The following is a 23,508-nucleotide window of genomic DNA, read 5'->3' as shown; positions in this document are numbered from 1 at the left end:
GCATTATGAGAGCATTACTCAAATATGTGTTGGATGAAGTGAAAAATCGTAGAATGCCTAAGGCTACCGCAATGGAGCTGATGAAGCATTTGCATAACACTTCTACGAAAGTTGGTCGTGAAGTAAAACTGCATCCGTTGGTGCACCACAATACTTCAAATTTTAACGAACAGCGATTTACTTCTAGGTTTTCTGGTGACGAAAGTTTTTTGAAAGATCATCAGGTAGGCGAAAAGAAAGTGCTCCCTGGGGCTGCGTATTTAGAGATGGCCAGAGAAGCCGTAGCGCAAACTATCTCCGCTGGTAGCGAAGCTGTTTTCAAAATTAAAAATGTCATTTGGGCAAGTCCTTTAGTAGTTGAAGATGGGGCAGATGAACCTGTCAGCATATCTTTAATTAATGATACAGAGACTTCAGTTAACTACGAGGTGTATACCGGTAAGGATGGTGAGGCTGTAGTACATAGCCAGGGAAATGTGGAGATAGCTCAGCAGGATTCAAACCCTAAGAAGATTGATCTGGAGTTTGAGAAACAGAAATACTCAAAGGAGGTGAATAAGGACGCTGTATATACGGTTTTTGACAAACTGAATATTCAGTATGGAGCATCTCACCGTGGTATTGCTCAGTTGTTTATAGGAGATGGAGAAGTTTTAGCTCAGGTTGAGCTCCCTACAGAAGCTGGCGCAAATGAATCCTATGTACTAAATCCCGCTTTGTTAGATGCTTGCTTTCAGGCTTCTATTGGTCTTTTCTGGGAAGAGCAAACTTCAGCATTGCCATTTGCTATTGATCAGGTGCAGGTTTTTAATACAATTCCTGATGTGTGTTGGGTGAAAATTAAAAGAGCAGACCAGACTTCAAGCAAAGTGGTGCAGAAGTTAGACTTTGAAATTTATGATGCAGAAGGAGTTTTAGTTGTGCGTGTTGACGGTTTTTCAACCAGAAATACAGTGAAGCCTACTTCACAAACAGCCAAAGTGATGGAGCCGGAAGTGAAGCAGGTAAATGGCCATGAAAGTCAATCTTTACTGCATGCTAAAACTATATTGTACTTAAAACAACAGCTATCTGCTGTTAATAAACTCGCAGTAGAGCGCATCAGTGAAAATGCTCCTCTTGAAGATTACGGTATAGACTCTGTAATGGTAATGAAACTCAATAAAAAGCTGGAAGAAAGCTTCGGAGCATTATCAAAAACATTGTTTTACGAATATCAGACCATTAATGAGCTTGCTACTTATTTTATAGAGGAGCATGAAGCTGCATTAAAACAGTTGTTGGGGGTAAATGCAATAAAAGTAAAAGAAGCTCAACCTGTAGCTGTACCGCAAGAGGAGGTTTTTGAAGCTCCTGCACTTAAAAGGTTTAGTACTCAGGGTAAGACTCCAAGAGTATCTTCAAAATCTATTTCGGCACAAGAAGATATAGCTATTATAGGTGTAGCGGGCAGATACCCACAAGCTAAAAATCTTAATGAGTTTTGGGATAACTTAACCCAAGGTAAAAATAGCATCACGGAAGTGCCATCTGAAAGATGGGATCATTCACTTTATTTTGATGAAGATAAAAACCAGCCGGGAAAGAGCTATACTAAATGGGGAGGTTTTATCGATGGTGTGGATGAGTTTGATCCATTATTCTTTAAAATATCACCTACAGAAGCGGAAGCATTAGACCCGCAGGAAAGGCTGTTTTTACAAAATGTGCATTCTACCTTGGAAGATGCAGGGTATACTGCTGAGCAATTAGGTAGCAAGGTGGGCGTTTATGCAGGGGTGATGTATGTGGAGTATCCGTTATTCGGAGTGGAGGAGACTTTAAAAGGTAACCCAATGGTGCTATCTGGCAGTCCGTCTTCTATAGCTAATAGAGCTTCTTATTTCTTTAACTTCCGAGGCCCAAGTATAGCAGTAGATACCATGTGTAGCTCTTCAATCACTACCGTGCATATGGCATGTCAGAGTATTAGAAATGGTGAGTGTGAAGTGGCTATAGCCGGTGGGGTGAATGTAAGCATCCATCCTAATAAATACCTGATTTTAAGTAACGGTAAGTTTGCTTCTAGCAAGGGCTTATGTGAAACTTTTGGTGAGGGAGGCGATGGTTATGTGCCAGGAGAAGGAGTGGGTTCTGTATTGCTGAAACCACTAAGCAAGGCCATAGCTGATGGTGATAATATTTATGGCGTTGTTAAAGGATCGGCAGTAAACCATGGCGGTAAAACTAACGGCTACACCGTACCTAACCCTAAGGCTCAGGCCGAAGTGGTGGCCGATGCCATGAAAAATGCGGGTATTTCATCTGATGTAGTTTCATATGTGGAGGCACATGGAACAGGTACAGCGCTGGGTGATCCTATTGAGATTACAGGCTTAAAACAGGCTTTTGGAAAAGAGGCAAATTCATGTGCTATCGGTTCTGTAAAGTCTAATATCGGGCACTGTGAAGGTGCTGCGGGCATAGCAGGTATTACTAAGGTCTTGCTTCAAATGAAGCATCAACAACTGGTGCCGTCATTGCATTCTACGGTATTAAATAAAAATATAGATTTCGATAATACTCCGTTTACGGTTCAGCAATCGCTCAACACATGGAAGCGTAATGTCATTAATGGCCAGCAGCACCCTTTAACTGCGGGGATATCTTCATTTGGTGCCGGAGGCGCTAACGCTCATATTATTCTTCAGGAATATGTGCAAGAAGAGGAGGTGTACCAAGCTCCAATTACTAGCGAGAATCCATTAATAGTTGTATTGTCAGCAAAAAATAAAGCTAGGTTAAAAGATCGCGTAACGGATATACTGGGTTTTATTGATGGTGAGAGTATAGATGATGCTATGCTTCGCAATATGGCTTATACTTTGCAAGTGGGTAGAGAAGCCATGCCAGAGCGACTTGGTTTGGTAGTGACTTCAGCCGAGGAGCTAAAGACCAAACTTGAAGCATACTTGAATGACAGCTTTGATGATATCTTTATTGGTCATATTAAAAAGAATAAAGACACTTTAGCCATCTTTTTAGGAGATGATGACTTACAGCAGGCAGTAAATAACTGGGTAAAAAAGGGCAAATACTATAAACTATTAGAGTTATGGGTGATGGGGCTTGAAGTAGAATGGAAAAACTTATATACTTCATACAAGCCAAAGAGAGTGAGTTTACCCACTTATCCATTTGCTAAAGATAAATACTGGGCTCCGCTTAAATATAATAATGCTTCATTAACAGCAACAGCAGGAGTGAAACAGTTGCATCCATTAGTACAGGAAAATACCTCAGATTTCACCCAGTATAGCTACTCTAGTACTTTTTCTGGTAATGAATTTTTCTTGGCCGACCATCAGGTTAATGGGCAGAAGATATTACCAGGCGTAGCGTATTTAGAAATGGCACAAACTGCTATTAAGAAGGCATTAGGAGAGGCATCGGAGGTAATGCAAGTAGAACTCAATAATGTAGTTTGGAAGCAGCCATTCATCGTAGAAGCTCATTCTACTTTAAACATCAGAGTAGAATTACAGCAGCAGGGCACTTTAAGCTATGAGATATACAGCCATGAGCAAGATACAGAAATAGTGCACTGTCAGGGTAAAGCTGCTATTATACAGTCAGCGGAAGTGTTGCAGAATGATATAAAATCGATAAAGGACAATTTTAATGGGCAGCAACTTTCTGCTAACCAATGTTATGAGGTTTTCAATAGCATGGGACTATATTATGGAGCGGGACACCGCGTGTTGGACAAGGTGTATGCTTCAGATAGAGAAGTGATAGCAGATTTAAGATTACCTCAACAGTTTGTTGCTACTCTTAATCAGTATGACTTACATCCTGCATTATTGGATGGGGCACTGCAAGCATCTATAGGTATGATGCTTTTCAAAAATGAGCTTCAAGGAGCCTTACCATTTGCAGTGGAGCATGTAGCTATATTCGGTAATTGTTCTGAGCAGATGACAACACATATCCAGTATTCACCGGGGTGTTCGCCAAGCGATAAAGTTCAGAAATTAGATGTAAATCTTTATAATCAGAATGGCGAGTTGGTTGCTAAGATTGCCGGCTTTTCAGCAAGGGTTATTCAGGCAGTGCAGCATGTTGAGAAGAATGAAAAGCCTATAAAAAAACAAGAAACGGTAATGCTCAGCCCTTATTACAAGAATATGGAGCACGAATTACCTTCAGAAATCATTTATGAAAATCATCATATTATTTGCATAGAAACGGGAGCAGAATTAGTAGATGAGTTGCAGGATTTAACAGGTGCTGAGGTTAATTGTGAACATTATTCATCTGATAGTGATACGGCTACTAGGTTTACTGATTATGCTACGGCTATTTTCGAAAAGGCAAAAGCCATCATTAAATCTAAGCCCAAAAAACACCAACTGATACAGGTATTTGTGCCTGCTGATAAGCAGTGGTTTAATGGGCTACTAGGTATACTTAAAACCATAAGGTTGGAGCATCCTAAAGTGCTCACTCAGCTTGTGCAGGTAGAAAATTTAAGTGCTCAGGTCATAAAAAATAAGGCCAACAGAGAGAAGTACTACCCTGACGCCATTGCTATCAAGTACCAACAAAATGAACGTTATACAGAATCTTGGAAGGAGGTTGTAGCAGAACCTATTCATACTTGGAAAGACCATGGTGTTTATTTGATTACAGGAGGCCTTGGTGGTTTAGGGGTATTATTTTCAAAGTCTATAGCCCAAAACACTAAAGGAGCTAAGCTCATTTTAACAGGCCGCACAGCACTGTCAGTAGAGAAATCAGAAAGATTAGATGCTTTAAAGGCCTACGGTGTCACTGTAGAATACCAGCAAGTAGATATTACTGATGAAGCCGCAGTGGACAATTTAATGGGCCATATTGAAAGATCTTATCATCAATTAGATGGCATTCTTCACAGTGCAGGAGTAATTGATGACAATTATATCATTAGAAAAAATAGTGCAGAACTGAAGCAGGTTTTGGCTCCCAAGGTAACGGGCCTTACCAATTTAGATAATGCTTCTCAGCGATTTAACCTCGATTTTATGATCTTATTTTCTTCTGTAGCAGGAGCAACCGGCAGTGCAGGACAGGCAGACTATGCCGCAGGTAATGCTTTTATGGATGTGTTTGCTGCTAATCGAAATGATAAGGTAAAAGCAGGGGAAAGAATAGGACATACACTTTCAGTTAACTGGCCACTATGGAAAGACGGTGGCATGCATGTAGATGAGCATACTGAGACTATGCTATGGCAAAACATGGGCATGATACCTATGCCTTCAACGCAGGGTATCGAAGCTATGAAGAGGGCTTTTAATTCAAATGAAAGTCAAGTAATGATTCTGGCCGGTGATGCCAAGAAATTGAAGGCATTTATGAAATCAGAGTCAGGTGAGGTGGTACATGATACCTATCAGTCGCAGGAGGATGAGCATTATGCTAAAATTTTGAAACAGATAGCGAATGGAGAATTGTCTGAAGAGGAGTTTGAAAAGGCTATTACACAGTAATTAGAAAGAAAAGATTGCATTTATGAAGCGCATGGATATAAATCACTTGTACCAGCAAGTGAAAGACAAGAAAATAAGCCAACAAGAGGCGGTTAATTTTTTAAAGCAAATGAAGCAGGAGCTTCCTGCTTCTAAAGAACAAGAAAATAAAGCTACAGCAGTACCTGAAAAAGATGTTTTGAGTTTATTGACAGAGGCATTGGTAGGTATGGTCTGCGATCAGCTTAAAATAAACGATAGAAATGAGATAGAAACTGATGTAGAGCTGAATGAATATGGCTATGAGTCTATCAGTCTTACTCAGTTTGCTAATAATATTAATGAGGCGTATGATCTGGATTTAATGCCTACATTATTTTTTGAATACAATACGCTTAAGAGCATTGCCGAGCATTTATTAGAAGAGTATGAACAAAATATTGTTGCTAAGTTCGGGGGCAAAACTTCAGCCGTAATATCAGAAGAAGCCAGAGAGACCTTAGTAACAGAATCATCTTCAAGGCCTAGTAATGGGGCAGTAACGCCACCTGAAGATGAACAGGTGACCGCTACCTATCAATCAGCGCCTAAAGAGGCAAAAGCAACAGAGAGCCGTGATGCAGTAAATGAGCCTGTTGCTATCATTGGTATGAGTGCGCGCTTTCCTCAGGCTGATGATGTGGATGAGTTTTGGGAAAACCTAAGGCAGGGAAAAGACTGTATTAGTGAAATTCCTGAAAATAGATGGGATTGGAAAAAGTACTATGGAGACCCTGTGGCTGATGGTGATAAGACCAATATTAAATATGGTGGTTTTATAGAAGGTGTAGAAGAATTTGATCCTTTGTTTTTTGGTATTTCTCCTAGAGAAGCGGAGTTAATGGATCCGCAACAAAGGCTATTGATGCTTTATGTATGGAAAGCCTTAGAAGATGCTGGTTACTCTGCCGATAGCTTGGCAGGTAGCAATACCGCGCTTTTAGTGGGGACAGCTATTAGCGGATATAATAATTTGGTGAAGCAAGCCGCTATTGGCCTTGAAGGAAATAGTTCTACAGGCATGGCTGCTTCTGTGGGGCCTAATAGAATGAGCTTTTTCTTAGACTGGCACGGAGCTAGTGAACCTATAGAAACGGCATGTTCTAGTTCTTTGGTGGCATTGCACCGTGCGGTGGAAGCTATTAGAAATGGTGACAGCAACATGGCCGTGGCTGGTGGTTTAAACTTAATGTTAACACCAGATGCACATATTAGCTTTAGCAAAGCTGGTATGCTCAGTGAAGATGGTCACTGTAAAACTTTCTCTAAAGATGCTGATGGTTATGTAAGAGGAGAAGGCGTAGGTATGCTGGTACTAAAAAAGCTGTCTGATGCCGAAAAGGATAGAGATCATATTTATGGAGTAATTCGTAGCAGTGCTGAAAATCATGGAGGAAGAGCTAATTCGCTTACAGCACCTAATCCTAAGGCACAGGCTGAGTTGATAAAAACAGCCTACGAGAAAGAAGGGATAGATCCGAGAACGGTTACTTATATAGAGGCACATGGTACGGGTACTTCATTAGGAGACCCTATTGAAATTAATGGACTGAAAGCGGCCTTTAAAGATTTGTATAGCCAATACCAGAGTGATATCAAAAGTACATGTGGTATAGGCTCAGTAAAGACTAACGTAGGTCATTTAGAGTTAGCAGCTGGGGTAGCAGGGGTGATAAAGGTGTTGTTGCAAATGAAGCATAAGACTTTAGCAAAAAGTTTACATTGCGATGAGCTTAACCCTTATATTAAATTAGAAGATAGCCCTTTTTATGTGGTGCAACAAGCGCAAGAATGGGCATCTATTAAAGATAGTGCGGGCCATGAGATTCCTCGTAGGGCAGGGGTTAGCAGCTTTGGATTTGGCGGGGTAAATGCTCATGTAGTGATAGAAGAGTATGTAGCTCCAGCCAGAGAAAAGGTTAAACAAGGGCCTGCCGCTATAATACTTTCAGCAAAAGAGCCAGAGAGACTTGTTGAAAAGGCTCAGCAGCTGGCTACATTTTTAGATCGTAATAATTTAGACAATACACAGTTACATCACCTGGCCTATACACTGCAAGTTGGGCGTGATGCAATGGAATATCGTATGGGCTTTGTAGCTCATAATATTGATAATGTTCAGAAAAAATTGGCTGAATATTTAAGCCAAGCAACTGATGACATATTTACTGGTAGACTCAAAGAAAATAAAGAATTTTTACTTGGGTACGAAAAGGATGAGGCGGGCAAAGCTGAAGAACAAAAAGCCTTAGAATCCTCTGATTATAAGGCTTTAATTTCACTATGGGTGAAGGGGGTAAAGGTAGCTTGGGCAGATGCCTATAAAGGAGAAGAAGTGAGTAGAATGCCGTTACCAACGTATCCTTTCGCTAAAGAAAAATACTGGGTTAAGCCTGCCGCCATGTCACCGGAGCTCGATAAACTGCATCCTTTAGTGCACAAGAATGCATCTAACATTAATGAACTTCGTTTTGATACACACTTCACTGGAAAAGAATGGTTTTTAACAGACCATCAAGTGAGTGGAAAGTCAATATTGCCAGGGGTAGCCTATTTAGAAATGGCAAGGGCCGCCATAGTAGAGGCCACACGTGGCCAAAGAGATTATCAGGGAAGCTTATGTATAAAACATGTGACTTGGGTGAGGCCTCTTGAGGTAAATGAGAACGCTGGAAAATCTCTATACACCGTTTTTATACCTCAAGACAATGACGTAATATTCGAAATATATAGTGCTGCTGAAGACACAGAATTATTACATGCCCATGGTACTATCTATTGGAGTAGTAATCTTGATACACCTGCTTATGATTTAGAAGAGGTGAAGGGGCGTTGTAGTCATGCTAGTTATGATGCACCGTTATGTTATAGCACCTTTGATAAGTTAGGTATTCAATACGGGCAAGCGCACCAAGGGATAGATGAAATTATGGTGGGTGAAAATGAGTTATTGACAAAAATTCATTTGCCTGAAAGTGTCATTTCAAATGCAGAGGATTATGTTTTGCATCCTGCTATTATGGACTCGGCATTTCAGGGTGCTTTAGGTTTTACCTTGCAGGCTAATGCAGAAACTACAGAAGCAGATGCAGCACTACCATTTGCATTAGAAGATCTTCAAATCATTAATTTTAACTGTACACCATCGTGGGCATATATTTCACGTACTGAAGGTGGCTACTCTGGTGGAGCTATAGAAAAGTTAAATATTACTTTGCTAGACGAAGCAGGGCACGCATGTGTAGTAATTAAGGGGCTTTCAATTAAAAACTCGAAAAATACAGCCTCAGTTACGGCACCGGCACTTAATAGCAGTTATAATGACCTCAACCTGATAGAAGAGCAGGATGATGACCAAGAAATAGTAGCTGGGTATCCTGATAAGGTGCCATCGCTCATAGAACAGGTTCAATCGCTCACCCCAAAAGAAAGTCAGCACAGAGAAATAGAAGAAAAAGTAGCGCCACCAGCCAAAGAAATGGAAGCTATGCTGGTGAAACTGCTGATAGGACAGTTAAAAAGCTTAAACCTTTTTGATGATAATGGAGCCGATTTATCTCGGTTAAAAGAAAAAGGTCAGGTTACAGATTTTTATAACCGTTGGCTCGAAGAGACAGTAGAAATTCTTAAAAGGCATAAATATTTGCAGCAGGATTTGGATGTTTATGCGTTAACAGAAAAACCTGTAGAAGATATTGACGCGCTATGGAAAGAATGGCAAGAAAAGAAGATTTTATGGAAAGATGATATCACTCAGTGTGTGCAGGCACAGTTAGTGGAAGAGACCTTAAAAGCCTTACCTGGAATATTACAAGGAAAAATTAGGGCTACTGAAATTATGTTCCCAGGTTCTTCAATGAAGCTGGTAGAAGGGCTATATAAAAATAATCCTGTATCTGATTATTTTAATCAAGTGCTGGCCGATACGCTTGTGCTTTATATTCAGCAACGATTAGAGGAAAATCCAGAGGCGAAGATTAGAATTTTAGAGATCGGAGCGGGTACTGGAGGTACAAGTGCTATGGTATTTAAGCGCATACGTCCTTATGCTGATCATATTGAAGAGTATTGCTACACAGACTTATCAAAAGCTTTCCTTTTTCATGCAGAAAAGCAATATGGCCCTGAAAACCCATATTTAACCTATGAGAGGTTTGATGTGGAAAGCCCATTAGATGGACAAGCAATTAAGCCCGATTCTTTTGATGTGGTAATAGCTACTAATGTACTGCATGCTACCAAGCACATAAATAATACATTACATAATGCTAAGGCAGCGCTCCATAAAAATGGATTGGTTTTACTTAACGAGTTGAGTAAAAGTAGTGTATTCAGTCACCTAACGTTTGGTTTGTTAGAAGGCTGGTGGTTATATGAAGATGCTGAGTTACGTATACCTGGTTTCCCTGGTCTATACCCTTCAGCGTGGCAGAGAGCATTAGAAGCAGAAGGCTTTAAATCCGTGTATTTCCCTTGCGAAGAAGCGCATTCTATGGGACAAGCCATAATAGCAGCGGAAAGTAACGGTATCATTAAGAAAAATCACGTGAATTTCACGCGTAGGCATGAAGCTAGTACTACGGCAGGCGAGGTGCAAGATGGAACATTAAAAGAGAAGGCTACTTTATACCTAAAACAGCTTATAGGAGATACACTTAAAATTCCTGTGGCCAAAATTGATGAAACTGCACCTTTTGAAGCTTATGGAGTAGATTCTATTTTGGTAACAGAGCTTACTAAAGAAGTGGGCCGTCACTTTAAAAATGTGACCAGTACTTTATTTTTTGAAGTACAGACTATAGAGGCTTTAGTAAATAATTTTATAGAGAATAGAAGGGATGAACTTATAAAAGTGTTGGGTATTACTCCTGATGCTGTATCGCCTGCTCATACCGATGATAATAGCCATTTGGCTAGCTCAAAAGGCAGAGGAAAGGCTGTGTGGAACAGAAAAAATACGCAAAAGGAAGATAGACAACCCATACAAGTACAAGATGTTGCTATTGTAGGTTTAGCAGGGCAATACCCAGAAGCACAAAATCTATCTGATTTTTGGAATAACCTCAAGCATGGTAAAAATAGTATATCAGAGATACCTGCCTCTCGTTGGGATTGGAAAAGATATTTTGATGCTAAAAAAGGCAACAAAGGAACCATGTATACTAAGTGGGGCGGGTTTATTGATGGAATAGAGAATTTTGACCCTTTATTCTTCAAAATAGCACCTGCCGAAGCTGAGTTGATGGACCCTCAAGAACGCCTTTTCTTACAAACCGCATATCACGCCATTGAAGATGCAGGGTATACTCCCGAAAGCATATCCGGTACTCGAAGAGTAGGTGTATTTGCAGGGGCAATGAACGGTAACTATGCCACCGGTGCCAAATATTGGTCCATGGCCAACCGTGTGTCTTACTTATTTAACTTTAGAGGCCCGAGTATGGCTGTAGATTCAGCGTGCTCATCATCTCTTACAGCTATTCATTTGGCTATGGAGAGCCTTTATGCAGGTAGTAGTGATTGTGCCATTGCCGGAGGTGTCAATCTCATTGTGAATCCATCACATTATGTAGGGCTAAGTTCTGCAGCTATGTTGTCTACTGGTAATGAGTGCCGTGCTTTTGGAGCCAATGCAGATGGATTTATTGATGGAGAAGGTGTGGGCGTAGTAGTGCTGAAAGCATTATCAAAAGCCATAGAGGATGGTGACCATATTTATGGGGTGATAAAAGGTAGTGCTATTAACGCAGGAGGTAAAACTAATGGTTACACAGTACCTAACCCTATAGCACAGGCTCAGGTGATAAAAGATGCCTACGAAAGAGCTGGAGTCGACCCACGAACGGTGAGCTATATAGAGGCGCATGGAACGGGTACATCTCTCGGAGATCCTATTGAAGTGGCGGGCTTGAGTAAAGCCTTTGGTTTTAAAACCGGTGATAAGGAGTTTTGTGCGCTAGGATCAGTAAAGTCCAATATTGGTCATGGTGAAAGTGTAGCGGGTATGGCTGGCCTAACAAAAGTATTATTACAGCTGAAGCACGAAGAATTAGTGCCAACGCTTCATGCTAAGGAAGTTAACCCTGAGATAGACTTCACCCAAACGCCTTTTGTGTTACAGCAAGCATTAACGCCATGGAAACGACCAGTGCTCAATGGTAAAGAGGTGCCTCGTATAGCAGGTATTTCTTCTTTCGGAGCAGGAGGAGCTAATGCTCATATTATTATTCAAGAGTATAAGAACGAAAGTCAGCAAAATAGATTTAAAGGAAACGATCCCGCATTAATATTACTTTCAGCCAAAGACAGTAATAGGCTTATAGAAAAAGCTAATGCGCTCTTAAGTTACATTAAGGAAGAGCAACTGGCTGATGAGCAACTAGCATCCATGGCATATACCCTGCAGATGGGGCGCGAACTTATGGATGACAGGTTGGCTATTAAAGTGTATACCATGGCTCAACTTGTTGAAAAGCTAGAGGCTGTGGTGGCAGGTAATGTTAATGATGTAGATGTGTATATTGGAAGAGTAGCAGAAAATAATGAAACTGTTTCTGTTTTTGCTGCCGATGAAGATTTACAAAAAGCATTAGAAGCATGGGCCGAGAAAGGCAAGTTTTCTAAACTGTTAGACTTATGGGTGCTTGGGCTTAATTTTGACTGGAAAAAGCTGTATAAACATGTAGAGCTACCATTGAAAATGAGCCTACCTGGCTATCCATTTGCTAAGGAGAAATATTGGCTGTCCAAATTTTACCTAAAAGGAGATAATACTTCCCAGGTAGAAAATAAAGCTTTAGGATTTGATTATATACACCCACTTCTGCAACAAAATAAGTCAGGAGTATCAGGACTCAAATTTGAGAGTACTTTTTCGGGTAATGAGTTTTTCTTAGAAGATCATCAAGTACAAGGAAAAAAGGTTTTGCCAGGTGTGGCATACCTAGAAATGGCACGTGCTGCCATGGAGCAGATTCATGATACTGATTTATTAAAAGACAAATCAGTGCAGCTGAAGAATGTGGTATGGGCACAGCCTTTGGCCGTAAATGGCAAGCCTGTAGATGTTACCCTAGAAATCAACAACAGCCATAAAGGCAAGTTGAACTATAAGATAATAAGCAATGCTTCCACTTCTTTATTGCACAGCGAAGGAGTAGCTGAACTGGTAGAATTACCAGGGCAGTACTTAAACCTCAAAGAGCTAAAACAGGCATGTAATGTCAGAGAAATTTTGGCGCCAGAGTGTTATGCTGTCTTCGAAAGTATGGGTATTTCTTATGGAAGTAGTCACCAGGCAGTGAAACGGATTTGCGTGGGCGATAAAGGTGTATTAGCGGAGCTGCAACTTTCTGCTGGCTTGCAAATGGAGATGAATGATTATGTGCTTCATCCTGCTTTGGCAGATGCGGCTCTTCAAGCTACATATGCTCTATTTGCTGCTGAAAACGGAAGTTTTTCACCAGTAATGCCATATGCAGTAGATCAGGTAGTGGTTTACAAAGGCTCTAGTAAAAATATGTGGGCGTATGTAGAGTATGCTGATGGAAACATTGAAGGTAGTGAAGTGCAAAAAGTTAACATTAGCCTATGTAATGATCAAGGAGAGGTTTGTACGCTCTTTAAAGGTTTTTCTACTCGTAAAGTAAATACGGGTACTACTAAAAATAAGACAAACACCTCACAGCAACCAGTAGCACCTGTAAAAGAAGGAATGGCGACTCATACGCTACAATTGTCATGGGTGGAGGCACAACCTGAAAAGGCCACCGCATGGCCAGCTACTAACAATAGTGTGGTGGTGATAGGTGTAAGTGATACTGACTTTAATTTCTTTAAGGAGAAATATCCCAAGGCAGTACACCTAAAAACGGAAATACTAAATAGTGTAGATAAGGTATCGGACTTTCTATCAAGTGTTGCTGATATAGATCATATCTACTGGGTGGCGTCAGATGTAGCGTACCACACTTTAGGAGATGAGAAAATAATAGAAGCCCAAGAAAATGGACTTATAGCATGTTTCAGAACCATAAAGGCCTTGTTAGGTATAGGTGCATCAGGGAAGGAATTAGGCTGGACTATTATTACAGAAAATGCACAGCCAGTAGATGGAAAGAGTGAAATAAATGCCACCCATGCAGGATTGTTCGGCCTAATAGGCTCTATGGCCAAAGAATATAACCAATGGAACGTAAGAACCATTGATTTGTCTTCTTCGGTAAGCGAGTTGTTGAGGTCTTCTAAGTTATTTCAGCTTATTGAAACCTTACCTGCTAATGCTAATGGCGATGCATTAGCCTACCGTAATAATAAATGGTACAGACAAGGTCTTACCAAGGCAAATACTGGTGGAGCCATTGCTACAGCTTATAAAAAAGGCGGTGTTTACTTAATTATAGGTGGTGCAGGAGGAATAGGAGAAGTATGGACTGAGTACATGATAAAAAATTACGATGCACAAATAATATGGGTAGGTCGAAGAGCTTTAAACGATGAGATAGAAGACAAAGTACAGCGTCTTGCTAAACTAGGTAAAGCGCCTGTATATATGGCTGCTGATGCGGGTAATCGTACTGATTTAGAAAAGGTTAAAGCTGAGGTTTATGCTGCTTATGGCCAGCTTAATGGGATAGTGCATTCGGCCATCGTGTTACAAGATAGAAGCTTGGCCCAAATGGAGGAAGAACGTTTCCGATCAGCTTTGGCATCTAAAATAGATATTAGTGTTCAACTGGCTCATGTATTTGAGAATGAACCCTTAGATTTTGTGATGTTCTTTTCTTCAGCCCAATCATTTGGTAAGGCTAGAGGACAAAGTAACTATGCCGCTGGCTGCACCTTTAAAGATGCTTTTGCATATCAGCTAGCGAATAACTGGTCTTGCAAGGTTAAAGTGATGAACTGGGGCTACTGGGGTAGTGTGGGTATAGTCGCTTCTAAGGTGTACCAAGATAGAATGGCTCAGGCCGGCTTGGGATCAATAGAACCTAGCGAAGGAATGCAAGCAGTTGAATTTTTGCTCTCGAGTGAATATAATCAACTAGCTTTTCTGAAAATGGATAACCTGAATTCGCTTGGTGAATTATATGTTAATAATACCATAGTTCCGACCCAGAAAATTCAGACTGCTAAGCCTAAGAATATCCAGCAGCAACTAGAGGCTTGGTTGAAAGAGGTGGTAGGAGAGGCGCTTAAGGTTTCTGCTGAAGCTATTGATATTAATAAGTCATTAGAACACTACGGGCTTGATTCTATATTGGTTTTGAATATCAATAATAGACTAGAGGAACATTTTGAAGATCTTTCTAAAACATTATTTTTTGAATATAGTACAGTAAAAGGCTTGGCTGATTACTTTATAGAGCATCATATTAATGAGGTGAAGCTGCTGTTGGGTGAAGTTGAGGAAGTGCAAGAAGCACCACAGCCTGAAATGACACAGGCTACTAATGGCAGTGATTTAAAGGAGAAAGTTGCGGTTTATTTAAAAGAAATCATTGGAGAGGCACTCAAGGTAAATGCAAATAGTATAGATGATAACAAAAGTCTCGATGCTTATGGCTTAGATTCAATATTGGTGTTAAATATTAATAATGCCCTAGAAGAGCACTTTGAAGACCTGTCTAAAACTCTATTTTTTGAGTATAGTACAGTAGCTGCTTTGGCCGATTATTTTGTTATAGAGCATAATGCGGAAGTACGAAGTTTTTTAGAAGATACCCTGCCTCAGCACAATGTGGCGGCTAATGCGCCTCAAAAGTCTGTAACATCCGATGAAACTCTCATAGCCAATACTCAATATTACCTGAAAGAGGTTATAGGAGAGGCGTTGAAGGTAGAGCCTAGTACCATAGAGCTCAACAAGAGCCTTGAAAATTATGGTTTAGACTCCATTTTGGTTCTCAATATAAATAATGCCTTAGAAGAGCATTTCGAAGATCTGTCTAAAACCTTGTTTTTTGAATACAGTACCGTGGCTACTCTGGCTGCTTATTTTGTGAAAGAGCATAGGAGTGAAGTAGAGCAGTTATTATCTTCTAAAGGTGATAATAAGGTAGAAATGGTGGTTGAGGAGGAAGAGGCTGTTTCTATGTCATATCATGAAAGTGCTGTAAGCCAGCCTGTGCTGTGGCATGAAGATACAGCAGAAATGGAGTTGTTTGAAGAGCCGGAGTTAGATGCTGATGATATAGATATTGATGCCCTTTTAGGTACACCTGAAGCTGTAATTGTAGAAGAAGAGGAATTGGAGAAAGAAGGAAGTAATTATGAGGTATGGCATCATAACGATTTGGAGCAAAAGCCTGAAATAAAAGCTCTAATAGATGAGATGGACGAGAAGGACCCGCCTATTGGTTATGAAAGAGTCCTTTTCCCTTATTACCTCATTTCGTACTCAGAAGGAAAGTATATCCGCTTTATTATTAATGAGAAGAGTAAATTAATAATACCATACATTAATACTAATGCTCAAGTGCATGCTCAATTACTAGATTATAGCAGTAGCAAGGGGTTAAATGTATTAATCATTGATGCTTATCGTGATTTTATTGATACCTCTGATACCAAATTGATTCCTATGGGTGTAGGGCAGAATATTGATATTCAGTCTTTTACTACACGAGGAAATAAAATGCGTAAGCTCCGGTATTTGATTCAGAAATTCGAAAAATCAGGAGATGTAAGGGTGGAAGAGTATGCCGGCAAGCCAGGAAAGAAGCTTTTTGCTGAGATGAAGGCTATTATGCAAAAGTGGAGTAATGATAAAAACAATGTTATAGAGCACTCATTCTTATGCATGGAAAACTTGCTTAAGGGCGAATTGCCACACGGACACAGAGCATTTCTCACTTTTCATAATGACAACCTTTGTTGTATAATCGTTACTGAAGTAGATGCGGAAGGACATTTTTATGTTATGGATCAAGAGTTTTATGATCCTAACACTGCACCACTAGGGCATATGGAATACGCCATAGCAGAAATCATATCAAAACTGCGCGATGAAGGGGCAAAATTCTTCTCTTTGGGCATAACATGGTATCCTTTCTGTTTTGAAAATGATGATAAAAAGGACCCTGAAGGTTGGCAGTGGATGGTGGCTCAAAACGAGCAGAAAACACTTCTAAGTAAAATAATAGAACAGGGCAAAAGCAACTATCAGTTTAAGAAAAAATTTGGAGAAGCAGGCCATCCGGTATATGCTTACTTGCCTAAAGACGCTCCTTTTTCTTTAATCCTGAATTATTGGCCTGTTTTTTACACCAATTCATTAACTGCTACTCAGCTAGCGGATAAGTTGAAAGGTGTAGAGGCTCCATTGCATGATGAATCACCAACATTGCCTGTATCTGAAGAAGTATTGGAGCAGCCGGTTGATGTACAAGAAGAAAGTGTAGCCGAACCCGCAGAAGTAGAGCAAAAGCAAGAGAATACATGGGAGGCTCTTACTCGAAAACAACGGGAAGCTGTGGTGAAGAAGCCCGAAGGTCTTATTAACCTAGATTATGGTAAAAGCCCTTTAGATATGATCACCGATACTTGGTTTTCGGTAAAAACAGATACGGTAACTAAGAGGACCAACTATTTAAAAGAAAAACAAGATGCGGTAAATATGGATGTGGTGAAAGAAGTTTTTCCTTTCAAACACATAATACTTACTAAGCAAGGGCGATATGCCGAAGAGCTATTCTATAGAACATTTAACAACGATAAGAAGAAAATATTATCAGGTATTCCATGGACAAGTACGCTCATGGCACAGCTGCACAATAAGTTTGAAGTAGTAGAGATGCCAGAGCCCGCTGTATTTGACCTAGAGTCTATAGATGTGTGTAGAGGGGAAATTAACATGGACTTACTTAAGGCCCATTTAGAGGAAGATACTGAAAATGTAGCTATGGTAGCTTTAGAGGTATTGTGCAACGCTAGTGGAGGGCATGCTATAAGACCCGGTTATATACGTCAGTTAAAAAGGTTGCTTAAAAAGCACAATGTTCCTTTGGTAATGGATGCTGCCAGGCTGGTTAGAAATGCCTATGTTAATAAACATCATGCTAATTCATATAAAACTAAGGACTTATGGTATATAGTGCAGCAAACCGTAAAGCATGCTGATCATATAGTAACTAGTCTCACTAAAGATTTTGCCATTCCATACGGTGGTTTAATTGCTACTAATGACGATGAGCTCGCAAGTGCTATTAAAAAACTACAAGCGGAAGAGGAGCTAGGCATCACCGATGAAATGGAGCATATCATTTTACAAGGCTTCAATGAGCGAGATACCATTTTGGATATGATAAATAGTCAAATGGCCTTTACTAAGCAACTCAACGATGCTTTGGCTGCAATAGAAGCTCCAATAATACCAAAAGCATATGGACATGCTGTTTTGGTTAATGTTGATGAATTAACCTCTGCGGAGAGTGATAACGATAAAAAACAAGAATTCTTAGACGAACTATTTGTGGAGACGGGGATTAGAGGCGGTTTGCATCAAGTGGGACAGCAGAGAAACACAATACTTAATAAATGTGTAAGGTTAGCGGTGCCATTAGGACTTACCGCTAAAGATGAAGAAAGAATACTTAAAAAGCTTACCAAATTCTTTAAAGAAAAAACTATTTAATAGTCTTCATTTCACCCAAATGAAGAGGAGTAGTGAGGTTATGGAATATGACTGAGCTACTCCTCTGTCATATTAAGAAAATACTCAAAGTAAGCTGCTACCAAAATATTTAGAAGTTCAATCGGTAAAATGAAAGAAACACAAGCAACCTCAGCAAAAAGAAAAGGGGAAGACATAGCTATAATAGGCCTTAGTGGCCGCTATCCCAAATCTGATAATCATTATCAATTTTGGGATAAGTTAGAAAAAGGAGAAAATTTTGTGACTGAAGTGCCTGCTGATAGGTGGGCACATAGTAAGTATTATAAAGAAGACTTAAAAGGCTTTTTGCCTAACAAAACCCGTTGTAAATACGGCTCATTTATTAATAGTTACGATTATTTTGATGCTAGTTTTTTTGATATCCGAGAAGAGGATGTGATGTTTATGAGTGCCCAAGAGCGTTTGGCCATGCAAACCACCTGGTCTTGCTTGGAAGATGCGGGTTACACTCCCAAACAGCTGGCAGAGCATACAGGGGTTTTCACAGGAGTAACTAATAATGAATATCAGAAATTAGTGCCCGTGCCCACGTATTTATTTTCGTTAAATGCACGTATTGCTTATTTCTTTAATTTTCAAGGGCCTACAGTAACTACAGATGCTGGCTGCGCCTCATCGTTAGGAGCGATTGAAATGGCTGCTCAAAGCTTAAATGACGGGAGGTGTAAAACTGCGGTAGTGGTAGGTGCTAACCTGCTACAACACCCAGATCATTTTGTAGGAGCATCTCCCATGATGAGTCCTACAAAGGAGCCTAAAGCAAGGCCGTTTGGTAAGGATGATGGCTGGGTGCCTGCTGAAGGCGTGGTGTCTATGCTTCTGAAGCCTTTGGCGCAAGCCGTGGCTGATGGAGACCACATTTATACTGTTATAAAATCCACTCATGTTATTCAAAGTGGTAAAACAGCTTGGTTTATGGCTTTTGACCCTAAAAAGCAAGCTAAGTTAATCGAAGAAAATTTTCAGAAATCTGGAATTCACCCAGAAACTATAAGTTATATAGAAGCGGCTTCTAATGGCTCTTTGTTAGGAGATACCATTGAAATGGAAGGCTTAACAGCTGCTTTTAAAAAGTACACTGCAAGAAAACAGTTTTGTCCAATCGGTACTGTAAAGTCTAATATAGGGCATAGTGAAGGTGTTAGCACACTAGAGCAGCTTACTAAGGTTATATTGCAGTTTAAAAAGGGTGTGTTGCTACCTCTTATTCCCATAGAGGACCAAAACTCTAACCTTAGAATGGATAAATCACCCTTTTATCTATTAAGGGAGAAGAAAAAGTGGGAGCGATCAATATTGCAGGTGAAAGATAAAAAATATGTGATCCCCAGAAGGGCAGCAGTTTCTTCTTTTTGTATGGGAGGAAACATGGGGCATCTCATCTTAGAAGAGTATCAGGATAAAAGGCCAGATGCCGAACATTTAAATCAATATTTTATACCTTTTTCTGCTAAAACAGAAGGTCAGTTGAAGGCTTTATTGTCTGAATATTTACACTTTTTTAAAGTCTATAAAGATTATCACACCAGTTCTCATTTGTTGGATGTAATGTTTACGCAGTGTTTGGGGCGTGTTGACTTCAATCATAAACTGGTGTTTTTGGCCGGTAGCTGGCAAGAGTTGCTAGCATTAATGGAAGTGTATTTAAATGGCGGTGAAGATGAGTGTATAATAACCGGAGTTAGCACTGAGCAGGCAGTAGAGGCTGCAATGCCTACAAGTGTAAATATATCAGAAAGCCTATGGCCACAGCTTGCGCACGAATGGATATCCGGAAAGGTAATAGAGTGGCGTAGCTATTTTCAAAATAAAGGAGCAAAGCGTGTGGCATTACCTACTATCGTGTTTGATGCTAAGCATTTTCCTTTGCCGTCTCCTCAAATTTTAGATGAGCATAAATATGAACCTGCCGAATAGTAAAAAAATAGTTTTTATGTACCCGGGCCAAGGGTCTCAGTACTATCATATGGGGCAGGAGTTATATGCTACTAATGCCACTTTTAAGCACTGGATGGATAAGCAAGATGAAGTGGCTAAAGCACATCTAGGCTACTCCATAATAGATATACTTTATGATACCAATAAAAAAATAGGGGATTCTTTTTCTAATCTAATGCATACTCATCCTGCCATTTTTATGGTGGGCTATGCTCTTACTAAGGTGGTGACAGGTTTAGGTATTCGTCCTCATTATTTGCTGGGTACTAGCTTGGGAGAGTATATAGCGTTAGCAGTATCTGAGGCGTGTAGTTATGAAGGTGTTTTAGAGGTATTGATCAAAGAAGCTCAGCTGCTAAAAAGTAAAGAAATGCCAAGAGCAGGTATGCTAGCTATATTAGCAGATAAGCAGGTGTTCATTAATAATAAAGCTGCGTTTGGTAACAGCCAGCTGGCAGCAGATAATTTCAACAGGCATTTTGTGATTGCAGGGAGTGCTCATGATCTTACGCAGGCAGGTGAGTTTTTAGAAACTCAAGACATCACCTATCAGCATTTGCCCATTGAGTATGCATTTCATTCTTCTTATATAGAGCCTATTAGGGCTGATTTTCAGGAGTCATTGCAAGGGGTAAAACTAAATCCACCTTCGGTTCCTATAATTTCATGTGCTTATAAGAAGGTAATGTCAGCCCTAACAGTAGATTATTTGTGGGATGTAGTAAAGCTGCCTATCTCTTTTCGAGATACACTTAGTGACATGCATGATAAAAACGACTGTTTTTTTATAGATATGGGGGCTAGCGGTACGCTGGCCACATTTTCAAATTTCATTTTAGAAAATAACAAGCAAACTTTTTCGATTTTATCACCTTACGGAGGAGTTCAGGCAAAACTAGATAAGGTAGCTACCCTTTTACCTTATACTAATAACAAACAACATTTATCCGCTGAAAAAGAAATAAAAAATATGAAAGCTTATGTATTTCCTGGGCAAGGATCGCAAAAGAAGGGAATGGGAGGAGACCTGTTCGACCAATTTACAGATTTAACACAGAAGGCAGATTCAATTTTAGGCTATTCTATCAAAGAGCTTTGTCTTAATGATCCTAATGGAGAGTTGGTGCAAACTCAGTTTGCTCAGGTAGCTATTTATACTGTTAATGCACTCAATTATTATAAGCATTTAGAGCAGAATGGACAGCCCGATTATGTGGCAGGCCATAGTTTGGGTGAGTTTAATGCTTTGTTGGCAGCGGGAGCTTATGATTTTGAAACCGGATTAAAACTTGTACAAAAGAGAGGTTTGCTCATGGCCACTGCCACCGGGGGTGGAATGGCAGCTGTAGGCGGTTTTAATGAGGAGCAAATTATTAAGGTGTTGAAAGATAATAATCTCAATACTATTGATGTGGCTAACTTTAATACACCTGAACAAATTGTACTCTCCGGGCCTAAGCAGGACATTATTAAAGCTCAGCCTTTTTTCGAAAATGCAGGAGCTAAAATGTACATTCCTTTAGCGGTAAGTGGCGCATTTCACTCGCGTTACATGGAGCCCAGCGCTAAAGAATTTTCTAGTTTCTTAGATGGCTTTAATTTCAATGTCCTATCTATACCTGTAATATCTAATGTTACTGCACGGCCATACCTGCCTGGCGCACTTAAGCGCAATTTGTCTGATCAGATAGTGAGCTCTGTAAGGTGGACAGATAGTATCAGGTATTTGATGGGAAAAGGAGATGTGGAGTTTACAGAAATTGGAGACAGCATAATATTAACCAAACTTATTGCTACCATTAAGCAAAAGGCAACGCCAATTATTGAAAAAGAAGAGGTAGAGCACCTATCAAGTGCGGAGGATGACTCTCAGAGCTCGAAAATTTCATTAAATAACATAGAGGCGCAGCATCTGGGTTCTGATTATTATAAAAAGGCATATAATTTAAAGTATGCTTATGCTACAGGGTCTATGTATAAAGGTATCGCTTCAGCAGATATGGTTGTGGCCATGGCTAAGTCAGGCATGATGGGCTATTTTGGTTCAGGGGGAATAGGTATTGAGCAGCTAGAGCAAGAAATATTAAAAATAAAATCAGCACTTAATCAGGGTCAATCTTATGGGTTTAACCTTATTCATCATATGACCGAGCCTCAAAAAGAGGAGGCTACTATTGGGTTATTTTTAAAACATGGAGTAAAACATGTAGAAGCTTCTGCCTTTATGCAGGTGAGTAAGTCTTTGGTTAAATATAGGCTTTTGGGGTTGAAGATTAGTGCAACGGGTGAGCTGATTTCAGAACATAGAATTCAAGCTAAAGTGTCGCGTCCGGAGGTGGCAGAATATTTTTTATCACCTGCACCTGAGCGCATGGTTAATGCACTGCTCAGCTCGGGTGAAATTACCCAGCAACAGGCCGAGTGGGCACGGCAGGTGCCAGTAGCTACAGAAATTTGCGTGGAGGCGGACTCTGGGGGACATACTGATAGGGGTATTTTTACTGTATTGCTACCTGCTATTAAAAAGCTCAAAGAATCATTGCAGGCCAAATATGGCTATAAAGATTATATTAGTGTTGGAGCTGCGGGGGGTATAGGAACTCCTGAAGCGGCTGCTACTGCTTTTTTATTAGGAGCTGATTTTATTGTAACTGGGTCTATCAATCAATGTACTGTAGAGGCCAATACTAGTAATGCCGTAAAGGATTTGTTAGAAAAGGTGAACGTGCAAGATACAGAGTATGCGCCTGCTGGAGACATGTTTGAAATAGGAGCAAGGGTGCAAGTGGTGAAAAAGGGAGTGTTTTTCCCTGCCAGAGCTAATGCTCTTTATGACCTATATAATAGGTATAATGCGTATGATGAAATAGATGAAAAAACGCGCACTAAAATAGAGCACAACTACTTTAAGAAGTCTGCAGATCAGGTTTATGAAGACTGTAAATTGTTTTATCCTGCCGCAGAGATCGCTCGTGCTGAGCAAAATCCAAAAGTAAAAATGGCCATGATTTTTAAGTGGTATTTTGGGTTCACTAGCAGGGCAGCATTACTTGGTGATGAAAATAATTCGGTTAATTACCAAATACATTGTGGTCCCGCGTTGGGCGCATTTAACCAATGGGTGGCAGGCACCAAGTTTGAGCATTGGCAAAACCGGCATGTAAATGAAATTGGCCTTCATTTAATGAGTGAAACAGCCATTTTGCTCAATGAAAGATTGAAGTCCCTTGCCATGGGAGAAGCCGTAAGTAATAATTAAAATACTATTTTCTATGCAGCATTTAAGCGTTGAAATAGATAAATGACTGTACTAGTTATGAGAGAGCTGCTTGGTGAAATCGCTAAGCAGCTTTTTTGTTTTGATAT

Annotated in this window: 4 protein-coding genes; all 4 read left to right on the top strand. The window is 40.1% G+C overall.

Annotation, left to right across the window (positions count from 1 at the left end; all coding sequences use genetic code 11):
• Positions 1-5 precede the first annotated feature (5 nt).
• Positions 6-5,510 carry an SDR family NAD(P)-dependent oxidoreductase gene (locus ACXACQ_RS21335; RefSeq protein WP_474978029.1) on the top strand — a complete coding sequence of 1,835 codons (5,505 nt, stop codon included), beginning with the start codon at positions 6-8 and terminating at the stop codon, positions 5,508-5,510.
• Positions 5,511-5,532: 22 nt separating this feature from the next.
• On the top strand, positions 5,533-18,162 hold the full coding sequence (locus ACXACQ_RS21330) for an SDR family NAD(P)-dependent oxidoreductase (RefSeq protein WP_474978028.1): 12,630 nt from the start codon (positions 5,533-5,535) through the stop codon (positions 18,160-18,162).
• A 129-nt stretch (positions 18,163-18,291) separates the two neighbouring features.
• Positions 18,292-20,121, top strand: a complete 1,830-nt coding sequence (locus ACXACQ_RS21325; protein ID WP_474978027.1) for a beta-ketoacyl synthase N-terminal-like domain-containing protein — start codon at positions 18,292-18,294, stop codon at positions 20,119-20,121.
• Positions 20,122-20,137: 16 nt separating this feature from the next.
• The gene (fabD, locus tag ACXACQ_RS21320) at positions 20,138-23,401 is read left to right on the top strand and encodes an ACP S-malonyltransferase (protein ID WP_474978026.1); all 3,264 of its coding nucleotides are present in this window, start codon (positions 20,138-20,140) and stop codon (positions 23,399-23,401) included.
• Positions 23,402-23,508 lie beyond the last annotated feature (107 nt).

The sequence above is a fragment of the Fulvivirga sp. AWR4_260 genome, from assembly GCF_056158185.1.
Note: the sequence above shows the minus strand (reverse complement) of the source record. Positions and strands in the feature narration are given on the sequence as shown.

Bases quoted from the DNA above. Each gene is read 5' to 3' on its own strand.
- ACXACQ_RS21335 (WP_474978029.1), top strand. From the start codon at position 6: ATGAGAGCATTACTCAAATATGTGTTGGATGAAGTGAAAAATCGTAGA.
- ACXACQ_RS21330 (WP_474978028.1), top strand. From the start codon at position 5,533: ATGAAGCGCATGGATATAAATCACTTGTACCAGCAAGTGAAAGACAAG.
- ACXACQ_RS21325 (WP_474978027.1), top strand. From the start codon at position 18,292: ATGAAAGAAACACAAGCAACCTCAGCAAAAAGAAAAGGGGAAGACATA.
- fabD (WP_474978026.1), top strand. From the start codon at position 20,138: ATGTACCCGGGCCAAGGGTCTCAGTACTATCATATGGGGCAGGAGTTA.